The organism is Gemmobacter aquarius (assembly GCF_003060865.1).
Lineage (GTDB): Bacteria > Pseudomonadota > Alphaproteobacteria > Rhodobacterales > Rhodobacteraceae > Paragemmobacter > Paragemmobacter aquarius.
The window spans coordinates 1374035-1386572 of sequence record NZ_CP028918.1; the positions used below are offsets into that span (position 1 = coordinate 1374035).

Genomic DNA, 12538 nt, shown 5'->3' on the forward strand with positions numbered 1-12538 from the left:
CGCCACTTTAGATAAAGACGGTCCAGAGAATGCATGCAGGCCTGCACGCAGGGCCGAAGCCGCTTGTGCGGTCCGGTCCGGTCGGGTCTAGGAATTTATTGAATGGGCCTTTGACGATGAAGACAATTACTCACGCGCAGCGTTCGGACGTTCGGGGCATCGGTGCGGTCGGGCGGTCCGGAACGCTTTCGGCGCTGCTGCTGGGAAGCGTGTGCGCGGTCAGTCTCGTGGCGGGGATGTCGCGGGCGGCCTATGCCGACCAGCCCTGCGTCGTGACCGGAGCCGCGCAGGATTGTTCGGGCGATCTGTCCTTCGGGCTGCTGATCGATCCGGGCGTGTCGGCGTTGACGATCCACGATGTGACGTCGGATATCGGTTCGGTCGGCGGTGTGACGGGGCTGCGGTTCGACCATGGCGGCGCTTTGACGGTTACCAGCAACACCGGCGCGTTCAAGACCGTTGGTCAGGGCGACGATCTGAACGCGATCCACCTGAGCGGCTTCGGCGCAGATGCGTCTGTGACGCTGACGCAAACCGGCGATGTCGAATCGGATGACGCGAGCGCCGTTCTGGCAACCGCGACGAGCGACGTCACCGTGACCATGACCGGCGATGCGACCGGCAAGACCGACGCGATCAAGGCGCAAAGCTTTACCGACGGTGATGTGAAGGTCGACCTGACCGGCGATGCGCTGTCCCACGAAGGATCGGCGATCTATGCCACGGCCCAAGGATCGGTGGATGTGACCGTGACCGGCAACGTGACCGGCAAGACCGATGCGATCAAAGCGCAAAGCTTTACCGCTGGCAACGTGACGGTCGATCTGACCGGCGACGCGCTATCCTACGAAGGCTCGGGCGTCTATGCCACGGCCCAAGGGGCGGTGGACGTGACGGTCGACGGCGATGTGACGTCGAAGCTGGCAGCGATCACGGCGTCGAACTTTGCAGATACCGGCGAGAACGTATCCGTGACGACCGGCGAGGGCAGCACGCTTACCTCGTGGAACGAGGCGGGGATCGTGGTGTCTTCGGCCTACGGTGCCGTCAGCGTTGACAGCAAGTCGAACATCACCGCGAACAAGGACGGGATCAACGCGATCTCTAGCGGCAGTTTGAGTGACGGTTCGGTCACCGTGACGCAGTCCGGCGACATCCGGTCGGACAACGGCAAGGGCATCTACGCGTCGTCGACCTATCATGCGGCAACCGTCACCAGCACAGGGGATATCCAGTCGAACCAGACGGGTATCTATGTCAAGACCACCGGCAGAGACGATGCCAATGCCGATGCGACCGTGAACCAGACCGGCGATATCACGTCGGACAACGGCAACGGGATCTATGCCGAGTCGATCTATCACGGCGTGGATGTCGTCAGCAGCGGTGCGATCGTTGCCGAGGACGACGCGATCTTTGCGCGCACCACGGGTGACGACGATCTGACCAGCACGCTTTCGGTCAAGCAGACCGGTGCGTTGACATCCTATGACGCAGCGGGCGTAAAGGCGGTCTCGGCCAACAAGTCCATCGTCGTCGACGTGGCGGGCAGCATCGATGCAAAGCTTGCCGGTATCGATGCACAATCGACCGGCAACGATTCGCAATCGACCGTTGATGTCACCCACAGCGGCGGGCGGATTTCGAGTTTCGATTCCTACGGGATCATCGCAAAATCGTCGGCGACCAGCGTGACGGTTACCAACACCAGCGACATCATCTCGAAGCTGGATGGCATCAATGCCACGATGACCGGGAACGGTGACCCGGGCAAATCGGTGACGGTTTCGCAGACCGGCGATATCGAGACCTACAGCGGCTACGGCATCTATGCGACCGCGACGGAAGCGGGCGTGTCGATCACCAACAGCGGCGACATCCAGAGCAAGCAGGGTGGCATCTACGGCTACGCGACGGGCAACGAGGACGGCGCGTCGGTCACCATCGTCAACACGGGCGACATCAAGACCTTTGACGGCAAAGCGATCTACGGCAAATCGTCGAGCCGGACGGTCAGCGTGACTCAGAACGCGGGCACGCTGGACGGCAACGGTACCTCAGAATACGGCATCTACGCCGAGGCACTGACCGAGACGGCATCCGCCACGGTCAATCTGGGCGGCGAAATCAAGGACATGACGAAGGTTGCGGTCTATCTGCGCGGTGTCGAAGGCACGACGCTGACCAACCGTGGTATCATCAGCGCCGGTGTGGACCAGCTTGCGGTGCAGACCGCAGGTTATAACGGAACGCTTGTCGACAACTACGGCACCATCAGCGGCTCGGTGACCTTCAGCACGGGCGAAAGCACGTTCAACAACCACGAGGACGCCGTCTTCAACGTGATCGATGCGGCCTTCGATCAGGGCGGTTTCCTGAACAACGACGGTATCCTTGCCCCCGGCACGCTGGGTTCGGACTTCGATATCCGCGAGGCGCATATCAACGGGCGGATCGTGCAGTCGGACACCGGCGTGATGCTGATCGACGTCAACGCGACCGAAGCAGACAAGATCGTCGTGTCCAACAACGTCGAACTGGACGGCGGATTGCAGCTGAACTTCTCGGAGTTCGGGGATGAGCGGTCTATCGAGGTGCTGACGTCTTACTGGCTGGACGTACGGAACCTGTCGCTGCTGAACACGGCGGTCGATGCGTCGATCCGTTACGACAACGACCGGAATGTGGTGCTGGACTACGTCGGGCTGAACTTTGGTGCCAGCGTTCTGTCGGATACGACCAGACCTGTCGGTGACAGCCTGACGGCCGCGTTCGATGCGGGTTCGATTCAGATGACCAACCTGTTCCTGTCGCTGGCGAATATCGCGGATGATGCGGAATACCAGTTGGCGCTGGACCAGCTGACGCCGACGATCATGATGGCGCAGACCGAACAGTCGCAAAACAGCGCGATCGGCTTCGCGGATTCGCTGATGAGCTGCCCGTCCGATGCGGGTGCGGTGTTTGCGATCGGGCAGACCTCGTGCTTCTGGGGACGCGGAAGCCGCCTGACGGCGTCGCAGACCGAGTTCGGGGCTGAAAAGGCCTATGACGCGGTGGATACGAACCAGCAGATCGGTGGCCAGTTCGGCGTGACTGACAAGTTGTTTCTTGGCGTGTCGTTCGGGTCCACCTCGACCGAGCTGGATGCAGGGGCGCTGGGTAACAGCACGCAAAGCGGTACCGATGTCGGTGTGGCGCTGAAATATGTCGATGATGCGTGGCTGTTCGCTGCGGCGCTGTCGATGGGCAACGCCACGGTCGATACCACGCGCAACGTCCTGATCGGTGACGTCGAAGAGACGCTGACCAGTGCGCGCGACATTTCGTCGAAGAACCTGCGCTTGCGTGCAGCGGCCTCGCTGGGGCTGTCGGAGACGTCCTATCTGAAGTCGATCCTCGACGTGAACGTGACGCAGGTTTCCAGCGGAGCGGCCACCGAAACCGGCGGCATGTCGGCGCTGAGCTATGCTGCGGGCGATGCGATGATCTACTCGGTCGCACCGTCCTATGAATTGGGGACGAAAGTCGCCATGGGGTCGGATGTTGTGGCCAACCCCTTCGTGCGGCTTGGTGTCTACAGCCAGTTCGGATCGTCGCAGGACGTGACGGGTAACTTTGCCCTGTCGGACGCCGCGGACGGCAGCTTTACCACCGGTGCAGAGGCGCGGACGTTGCGCGGAACGCTGGCGGTCGGGGTCAATCTGGTGAAGGGCGACTTTGGTAGCCTGAACCTGCTTTACAGCCGTCAGGTCGGCGATGGCGTGGACATGGACATGATGTCGGTCAAGGGCACCATCCGGTTCTAAGTGTCCGGCACCAAACTTGAACATCAAACCGCTCCGGCCGGCTTTGCCGCGTCCGGAGCGGTCTTTTTACGGGTCGAAGCAGAAGATTGCGGGCGTGCGCGTTGCCCTTGGCTCTTTCGGCGAAAGCGGTTTTTGTAATGACACATGCGATCGACCTGAAAGAATTCCGTCCGGATTTCAGGCCGGCGGGCGATGGCAAGCGGTCTGGTCCGCCGAGCTTGCGGCTTGTCCAGCCCTTGGCGCCCGTCCCTGCCGTGCCGGTTCTGCCGACGGCGGCGGAGCCTGACGTTTCCGATGCCGGACCAGCGGTGGCGGCGTTGCCCGTCACCAAGGCGGCGAGGCGGGCGCGGGTCGAGGCGTTCGTGAACGGGTTGCCGTTCCTTGTGCTGATCGTCGTCTCGGTTGCGGGGTTTGGCGCGATCCTGCAGCTTGCGGTGCAGGACCATAGGCTGCGGGCGTTGCGGTTGCAGGACACCGTGGCGATGGCGGGGCTGTGGTTTTGCAGTCTGTGCTACCTGATAAACCGTTACGGCGCATCGCAGCGCAGCCCCGTGGCGCGAACCGGATTGCAGGCGGCCATGTCGCAGCAGGACGGCGAAGCGCGCGGGGGCAGGCATGTGACGGTATTGGTGCCGTCTTATTGCGAGGAGCCGCGCGTCATCCGGATGACGGTGCTTTCGGCGGCGCTGGCGGTCTATCCGGCCCGCAATATCGTGGTGCTGGTCGACGATCCGGTGACCGATACCGTTTCGGTGGCGCGCAGTCTGGAAGCGGTCGACGGGGTCAGACGCGATCTTGCCGTGCCGGTCGAGCGGATGCGGGACCAACAGCGCGCCTTTGCCTTGCGCCGCCGGTCGGGACTGTTCGATCCGGCGCGGGAAGCGGACCTGCTGTCGCGCAATTTCCATTGGCTGGCCGATTGGCTGGACCGTTACGGGCAAGCGTTTCTGGCCGGAGGGCAGCCCGCCTTTGCCCATATCGACCGCTATTTCATGGATGCGATCCTGTGGCCGCTTGTCGGCCATTACCGCAAGCGCGCCGAGGCGGCCACGTCCTTGCGGTCGGCCGGTGCGATAGAGGCGGCCTATGCCGATGTGTCTGTGGCCTTTTGCACCGACATCACGACCTTTCAGCGCAAGCAATTCGCCAACCTGTCGCATGCCGCGAACAAGGCGATGAACCTGAACGCCTATATCGCGTTGATGGGCGGCAGGTATCGCAAACGCTCGCAATCGGGGCGCGGGTATTTGCGGGCGGAAACGGGGCGCAGGGCCGATCTGGCCGTGCGGCGGCCCGACTACATCCTGACGCTGGACGCCGACAGCGTGATCAAGCCGGAGTACCTGCGCAATCTGGCGGCGGTGCTGGAACAGGACGAGACGCTGGGTGTCGTGCAGACCCCGTATCTGAGCTTTCCCGACAGCACGACCTGCGTCGAGCGCTATGCCGGAGCGACGACGGATATCCAGTATCTGGTGCATCAGGGCAGCAGCCATTTCAAGGCGGGCTTCTGGGTCGGGGCGAATGCGCTGATCCGGTTCGAGGCGCTGAAGGCCATCGAAACCGTCGATGTGCAGAATGGGATGCCGGTGCCGGTGTTCATTCAGGATCGGACGGTGATCGAGGACACGGGGTCGACGATCGACCTTTTGGCCAAGGGATGGGGCGTGTCGAACTATTATGCCGCTTTGGCGCGCAGTGCCACACCTGCGGATTTCGGGGCGCTGTGCATCCAGCGCAAGCGGTGGTGCAATGGCGGGCTGATCATTCTGGGGTCGCTGCTGCGGGCGATGTGGATCGCTCCGCGGGGCAGTTTCGGGCTGCTGGGGTTCGTGCTGCGGCTGCATTATCTGGTGTCGCCGGTGGTGGGGAACATCTGTCTGTTTGTGCTGATGGTCAATTCGCGCCCGAGCCTGTCCTTCCTGTTTGCCATGGCCTTGGCGGTGTTGCCCTACTTTTTGCTCTACGGGCTGGATTTACGGCGGCTGGGCTATCGCTTCGGTGATCTGGTGGCGGTTTCGGCGCTGAACCTGTTGCTGTTGCCGGTGGCCTTTGCCGGAATTCTGGAAAGTCTCGTGCAACTTGTGACGGGGCGTAAGACCAGCTTTGCGCGGACGCCGAAGGTCGAGGGGCGGACGGTGGTTCCTGTGTTCTATTTCCTGTTCTACGGGGCGACGCTGGGGTTCATGGGATGGATTGCCGCGGCTTCGGTGGCGACGGGAAATCTTTGGGCGGCCGTCAGCCCTGCGGCCAACGCCTGTCTGATCCTGTACGGGCTGGTGCGCTACATCGGATTGCGGAATGTTCTGGCCGATTGCATGGCAGGGTTCCGGCGGGGCTAGGCCGCGCCGCGCCCTGATCGGGCTGCGTCCATGATCGGGCGCGGTGACTGGATGCACGCGATAACGGGTCCTGTACGGGCGGTTTCCTGCGACGAAGGGACAACAACGTGCAGGTATCCGGACGATAGCGGAGCTGGTTTCTGCGCTTCCAGTGTTCTGATCCGTCGGGCAATGCTGCGCATAATTGTTATAGTGTAACATAAATGCCACGGAGCCATCAGGCAGCTCGCGCCAGGCAAGTAGACCCTGGCGAGGACGCCTTGGGTGTTTGCAAGCAGGTTTCGACAGTTCTGACGGTTCGGCAGAGGGATGTTGGTTGGACCACGGGAAACAGGGAGCGCAGGCCTGCTCGATGGTTTCGATGTATTGGTCGAGCCATTCATGCCTGACGGTGCGGTTGTAGTGCTTGATATAGGCGTTCTGCTGGGGCTGGCCGGGAAAATTCTACTCATGCAGCCCGTTACTTCCGGTGGGGATTACCGAATGCCTGACGGGTCGGGTCAAGGATGACGATGGGGTGGGTTTGGAATCCGACGGTGCCTTGGACGCCGCGCGGTTGGAGACTGGCGGGATCGGCCTGCGTCTTGTCCTAGGGTGCCGCTTGCGAGAAGACGGGGGTGAAGCTTGCGGGGGCGAGCGATCCTTCCGCACCGATGCCGGTGATCGTGGTGGCATCGACGACCCTGATCGCCGGTCCGGCGTGCAGGATGGTCAAAGTGCCTTCGAGCGAGCGCACTGCCATTTCGATCGACAGTTTTCCCTGGAGGGCTGCAAAATCGGTCGGTGCGGCAAGGATGCGTCCGCGCTTGATGCCGCGGTATACGGCGTGGCTCATATAGGTCGACACCACCTTGATCCTGTCCGACAGGCCGCGGGCGCGCAGGATGGATACGGCGGCCTCGGCCATGGGCCCGCTGCCGATCAGGTAGTCGACGTCGGGCATTTCGTCGAGCAGGTCTTCGACCAGCAAGACCTGCTGTTCGAGGCCGGTATCGCCAAACCGCGTGGCCACGATCCGGGCGGAACTATTGGCGATCTCGGCCCTGAAGCCTTCTTCGACGAAACTGACCCATCCGGCCCCGTTTGGCCCGGGAAACCATGCGACGCGGACAGGCGCGCTGCCCTTTGGGTGGCGGGCCGAGATGACCCGTCCTGCGGCGGCGCCCATCTCGCGCCATGGCACGCTGGCCTTGGCGGTGATGCCGGTATCGTCGATGTCGTTGACCGCCGCGATCACCGGTTTCATCCGGGCGATTTCGGCGACCGCAGGGGTAAGCCCGTCATAGGAGACGGCACCGAGGATGACGGCATCGAATTCCGCCGCAGCGCAGCCCTGCAATTGTTCGATCTGGCGGGCGAGGTTGGGGTAGCCGCCTGCTTCGAACACGTCGAAGGCGACGCCGAGTTTGCGCGCCTCTTCTGCCATGCCGAAATTCACGCTGAGCCAATAGGCATCCTTGAGGTGCGGATAAAGCACGCACAGGCGCCACGGGCGCGAGGCATGGTCGAGCGGGATGTAATCGATGGGGCGGCCTGCGCTGGTGTCATCGAAGGGCAGGATGCGTTCCTGAAGGGGCCATGTCTCTTGCGCCGAGACGGGCAGGGCGATGGCCATAAAGCAGGCCAGCATCGCAGCCAGCGGCGTGGCCATCAACGGGCGTTCCAAAGTGCCTGCATTCGATGCTAGCCTTTCCCTGCGCCTGCACACGGCGCGCCGGAGGCAAGCTTTGCGGAACTTCGTCAACAAGTCCAGTCTCGGCAAAAGGCTGATGTTTGCAGTCCTTGTGATCGCGGGTCTGCCGGCGGCGACCGGCATTCTGGGCTGGTTCGAATTGCAGGACGTGGCGCGGAACCAGACACGGGTGGTGACCGAGGCCATTCCCGCCATTTCCGAAGTGCGCGGCGTGGCCGAGGAGACCAGCCGCGTCGTGGCCGTGGCGCCGGAACTTGCTGCCGTGACGGATGAAATCCAGCGGTCCGAGCGGGCAGATTATCTGATGAAGCAGGTCGATGCCTTGCACGACCGGCTCGAGCGCACCCCGCGCAGCCCCGCCCCGACCGAGGCTTTGGCCGCCGAAGCGGTGATGCGTCAGGCCATCGTCTCGCTCGACGGGCTTGTGCGCCAACGCATACGGGTCACGGCGCAGCGGGATGCCGCTTTGGCGCGCGGGCTGGATGCCACGGTCGAATTGACGGGCATTGCCGATACGCTGGTGGCCAATGCCGAGATGGGGACAGCAGCCGTCATCTCGAACCTTTACGACCTCGAGACGGAATCGCCCGGCGACCGTCAGGCGCGGTTTGCCGCTTTGGACCGGCTGATCGAGGTCGATCTGTTCCAGCTTGGCCTGATGTTCGAGATGCGCGCCCATGCTTCGGAAATCGGGCTGCTTTTGAACCGTATCGTCGCGGCGGGGGCGCAGTCGGACCTTGCGGGGTTGCGCGCCGATCTGGACGGGCGGGTGCGGATCGTCACGCGCCGCATCCTTGCCGTGAACGATCCGCGACGGGCCGAGCGTGCCTTGGAGCTTTTGCGGGCTGTCAACTCTGGCGGGGCGGGCCCGCCCGATACGGGGGGCTGTTCGAGTTGACGGCGCAGACGCTCGATCTGACTGCCCGCATCGCCGGGGCGGAAAAGCAGGTCCGGCTTGCGGCACTTGCACTGGAACGCAGTGCTGCGGCACTTGCCGACCGGATCGAGGCCCGCGCGGTCGAGGCGGGCCGGTCAGCCGAGCAGGCGATCCGCGCGACCCAGCAGCTTTATGCGGCGTCGTCGCTTCTGGCCTTGCTCATCTCGCTTGGGATCCTTTGGTATTATGTGCGTGGCAATATCATCCGGCGGCTGAACGCGCTTTCCGCCACGATGACCCGGCTTGCGGCCGGAAATCTGGGCGCGGCGGTTGCGCCGTCGGGCAGCGACGAGATTGCGGGTATGGAAGCGGCGGTCGAGGTGTTCCGCCGTCAGGCCATCGCCAACCGCGATTACGAGGCCGAGCGCGAACGCAATCTGGCCGAGTTGCAGACCCATCGCAGCGACCTGCAACGGTTGGTGGCCGAACAGACCGAACAATTGCGCGGCGAGGTTGCGGCACATGATGCCGCCCGCGACCGCGCCGAGGCGGCGGACAGGGCCAAATCGGAATTCCTTGCCATGATGAGCCACGAGATCCGCACCGCGATGAACGGGGTGCTGGGCATGTTGCGCAGCCTCGCGCGGGGCAATCTGACCGAGAAGCAGGGAAAGCAGCTTGATGCGGCGCTGGGTTCCGGAAAGGGGTTGATGGGGCTGCTGAACAGCATTCTCGACTATTCCAAGCTCGACAGCGGCAATGGAGAAGCCGAGGCGGTTGCCTTTCGGCTGGAAGATGCGATGCGCGATATCGCGCTTTTGATGATGCCGGTGGCCGAGGAAAAGGGGCTGCACCTGCGCCTCGTCCTGCCCGAAACAGGGCAGCCACAATTGGAGGGGGATCTGGACAAGCTGCGGCAGGTTCTTTTCAACCTTGTCTCGAATGCGGTGAAGTTCACCGAAACCGGCGGGGTGACCTTGCGGGTCGAGGCCGTGGGGAGCGGGGCGTCGCCGCGCTTTGCCTTTTCGGTCGAGGATAGCGGTTGCGGGATCGCGCCGGATGCTCTGGACCGGATTTTCGCGCCGTTCCAGCAGGAAAGCATCCGCACTGCCCGCACCTATGGCGGCACCGGGCTTGGGCTGACCATCTCGCGCAGGTTGGCCGAGGTGATGGGGGGCACGCTCGAGGCGCGGTCGGCAACCGGACAGGGGGCGGTCTTTACGCTGACCGTGCCCTTGGCGGTGTCGCAGGCGCATGAGGCGGAAGCTGCCGCAGGGGTGGAACCCGCCGCGCGGCGGTTGCGGGTGCTGGTCGTGGAAGACCACCCCGTGAACCAGCATGTTGCCGAAGCCTATCTCGACGCACTCGGACATGACTGGCTGACCGTCGCGACCGGCGAGGAGGCGGTCGACCTGTGCGCCAGCCAACACTTCGATGCGGTCCTGATGGATGTCAGCCTGCCGGGAATTTCGGGCATCGAAGCCACGCAGCGCATAAGGGCGATCGACCGCGCCCATGTTCCGGTCATCGGCATTTCGGCGCATGTCCAACCCGACGACATGGCGGCCTGTCTTGCTGCCGGGATGGACGAGATCGTGGCCAAACCCGTCTCGCCCGAAAGTCTGGCTGCCAGCCTGAACCGGCTATGCCCGCCGCTGATCGACGGGGCTGTGCTGACGACGCTGGCCGATCTTGGCCCTGCGCGGACGCGTGATCTTCTGGCGCTGATGCTTGATCTTTTGCCGGTCGAGACCGCAGCGGTCATCGCTGCTGCCCGCGCCGGTGATCTGGCGGTCATGGCGCGGCGTGCCCATCAGTTGAAAGGAGCGGTCGGCAATTTCGATTTCCCCGATCTGGTTCAAACCCTTGACCGGCTTGCAGGCAAGAAAGCCCCGACGGAACCCGAGATCGTCGCCCTGTCGGGCCTTGCCTTCACAGCCGAGCACCGGTTGCGAACTGCTCTGGCAGTCCTGTCGGACGCTGTTAGCCAAGCGGCGCAGTGAAAACATACCCCTCGCCATGCGAGGTGCCGAAGATGCGCGGCAGTTTCGGGTCGTCGCCGAGTTTCGCGCGCAGGCGTTTGACCATGACATCGACGGTGCGCGCATTCGTGCCGTTCTGGCGATGTGTGATCGTGGCAAGCAGGCGGTCGCGGTCCATCACGATGCCGGGGTTCAGCACAAAGGCCCGCAGCAGTTCGTATTCGCCGCGGGTCAGGGGGATTGCCTCGCCAGCCGCATCGGTGATGTGGCGTGCCGAGGTGTCGAAGGTGAAGCCTGCGAAATGCACCACGCGCCGCGTCAATTGCCGCATCGCCGCGGTGCGCCGCAGCAGGTTCTTGACGCGGGCCAGCAACTCGCGGCGGTTGAAGGGCTTGCAGACGTAATCGTCGGCACCGAGTTCCAGCCCGACGATGCGGTCGACATCGTCGGTGCGGCCCGACAAAAGGATGATGCCGATTTCCGACCGTGCGCGCTGTTCGCGGGTGATTTCCAGCCCGTCCTTGCCTGCAAGGTTGATATCCACGATGAGCAGGTCGGGATTCTCTTCCGACAGCACGCGCTCGGCGGCCTCGGCTCCGGCGCAATCGGTGACACGGTAGCCGAAGGATTGCAGATAGCCCGTAAGCGCGGTGCGGGTCACCGGCTCGTCCTCGATCACCACGATATGGGCCGGCCTGACATTCATCGGATGGCCTCTCGGTCACGACGTCGCCACCCTGTTAACATCCTGTCACAACTTTCTCCAAGCCATTCATGCAAAGGGTCTTACGCGTTCACATTCGCCCCATAGGTTTTCTGACAGGAAAGCTTCTGACTTTCCGGGAAAAAAGCCGCGCTTGAAGACTGCGGCACAACAGGGAACGGAAACCATGCAAAGACAGACATATCTGCTCGTAACGGCGGCATCTCTGGCACTCGTGGCCAACGCGGCATTCGCCGAGGATTCGACCGATCCGATCACCATCCCTATCCACAACTGGTCGAGCCAGATCGTGATGAGCAACGTGGTCGGCCAGATTTTCGAAGCCGAGGGCAATTCGGTGGAATACGTCTCGACCGACAGTCAGGCCGTGTATGAAGCGGTGCGTCTGGGCGATGCGACGCTGGAGTTGGAAGTGTGGGAAGGGGCCTTTGGTGCCTCTTTCCGTGCTGCAGTCGAAAAGGGCGGGATCGTCGATGTCGCGACCCACAACGCGATCACCCGCGAAGACTGGTGGTACCCGATGTGGACGAAGGAGGCTTGCCCCGGCCTGCCCGACTGGAAGGCGCTGAACGACTGCGCCAAGCTGTTCGCCACGCCGGAAACCGGCGACAAGGGCCGCTTCCTTGGCGGGCCGGTCGACTGGCTGAAGCATGATCAGGAAAAGGTCGATGCTCTGGGCATGAATTTCGTCGTGGTCAATGCGGGATCTGCCGCGGCGCTTTGGGCCGAGATCGCGGCTGCCGAAAAGACCAAGACCCCGATCGTGGTGTTCAACTGGACGCCGAACTTTGCCGAAGCGGTCTGGCCGGGCGAATTCGTCGAATTCCCCGCTTGGGAAGAAGGCTGCGACAAGGACCCCGCCGTGGGTCCGCTTCCCGACAAGACATATGATTGCGGCAACCCGGCCAACGGGTATCTGAAGATCGCGGCATGGGACGGCATGGCGGAAAAGTGGCCCAAAGCCTTTGCCACGCTGCAAAAGGTCAGCTTCACCAACCCGCAGATCGCCGAGATGGCCAAACTTGTCGACATCGACGGGATGGAGCCGGAAGACGCCGCCGCCACGTGGCTCAAGGCGAACGAAGCGGTCTGGAAGACGTGGATCGAGTGA

Annotated in this window: 7 protein-coding genes and 1 pseudogene; 5 read left to right on the plus strand and 3 right to left on the minus strand. The window is 63.1% G+C overall.

The window, feature by feature from the left end:
• Positions 1–116 precede the first annotated feature (116 nt).
• Both HYN69_RS06640 and HYN69_RS06645 read left to right on the plus strand, forming a co-directional pair.
• On the plus strand, positions 117–3809 hold the full coding sequence (locus tag HYN69_RS06640) for an autotransporter outer membrane beta-barrel domain-containing protein (protein WP_159082381.1): 3693 nt from the start codon (positions 117–119) through the stop codon (positions 3807–3809).
• Between the two features lie 137 nt (positions 3810–3946).
• Positions 3947–6151 (plus strand): glycosyltransferase family 2 protein, encoded by a 2205-nt coding sequence (locus HYN69_RS06645; RefSeq protein WP_108435049.1) that lies wholly within the window; start codon positions 3947–3949, stop codon positions 6149–6151.
• A gap of 342 nt (positions 6152–6493) precedes the next feature.
• On the opposite strand, the pseudogene HYN69_RS20510 reads toward HYN69_RS06645, so the two are convergent.
• Positions 6494–6589, minus strand: a pseudogene (locus HYN69_RS20510) (integrase core domain-containing protein); the annotation flags it as partial.
• A 151-nt stretch (positions 6590–6740) separates the two neighbouring features.
• Positions 6741–7802 carry a TMAO reductase system periplasmic protein TorT gene (torT, locus tag HYN69_RS06650; RefSeq protein ID WP_230426515.1) on the minus strand — a complete coding sequence of 354 codons (1062 nt, stop codon included), beginning with the start codon at positions 7800–7802 and terminating at the stop codon, positions 6741–6743.
• A gap of 118 nt (positions 7803–7920) precedes the next feature.
• On the opposite strand from torT, the gene HYN69_RS06655 reads away from it, so the two are divergent.
• A complete protein-coding gene (locus HYN69_RS06655) occupies positions 7921–8742 on the plus strand; it encodes a hypothetical protein (RefSeq protein ID WP_108435050.1) in 822 nt (273 codons plus the stop codon).
• A complete protein-coding gene (locus HYN69_RS06660) occupies positions 8739–10724 on the plus strand; it encodes an ATP-binding protein (RefSeq protein WP_108435051.1) in 1986 nt (661 codons plus the stop codon). The genes HYN69_RS06655 and HYN69_RS06660 overlap by 4 nt, the downstream gene beginning before the upstream one ends.
• Here HYN69_RS06660 and HYN69_RS06665 read toward each other — a convergent pair.
• A complete protein-coding gene (locus HYN69_RS06665; protein WP_108435052.1) occupies positions 10705–11409 on the minus strand; it encodes a response regulator in 705 nt (234 codons plus the stop codon). The genes HYN69_RS06660 and HYN69_RS06665 overlap by 20 nt on opposite strands.
• A 184-nt stretch (positions 11410–11593) precedes the next feature.
• Here HYN69_RS06665 and HYN69_RS06670 point away from each other — a divergent pair, with 184 nt between their 5' ends.
• A complete protein-coding gene (locus HYN69_RS06670) occupies positions 11594–12538 on the plus strand; it encodes an ABC transporter substrate-binding protein (protein WP_108437071.1) in 945 nt (314 codons plus the stop codon).

Excerpts from the sequence above, each read along its gene's own strand:
- HYN69_RS06640 (WP_159082381.1), top strand. The coding sequence starts at position 117 with ATGAAGACAATTACTCACGCGCAGCGTTCGGACGTTCGGGGCATCGGT.
- HYN69_RS06645 (WP_108435049.1), top strand. The coding sequence starts at position 3,947 with ATGACACATGCGATCGACCTGAAAGAATTCCGTCCGGATTTCAGGCCG.
- torT (WP_230426515.1), bottom strand. The coding sequence starts at position 7,802 with ATGGCCACGCCGCTGGCTGCGATGCTGGCCTGCTTTATGGCCATCGCC.
- HYN69_RS06655 (WP_108435050.1), top strand. The coding sequence starts at position 7,921 with ATGTTTGCAGTCCTTGTGATCGCGGGTCTGCCGGCGGCGACCGGCATT.
- HYN69_RS06665 (WP_108435052.1), bottom strand. The coding sequence starts at position 11,409 with ATGAATGTCAGGCCGGCCCATATCGTGGTGATCGAGGACGAGCCGGTG.
- HYN69_RS06670 (WP_108437071.1), top strand. The coding sequence starts at position 11,594 with ATGCAAAGACAGACATATCTGCTCGTAACGGCGGCATCTCTGGCACTC.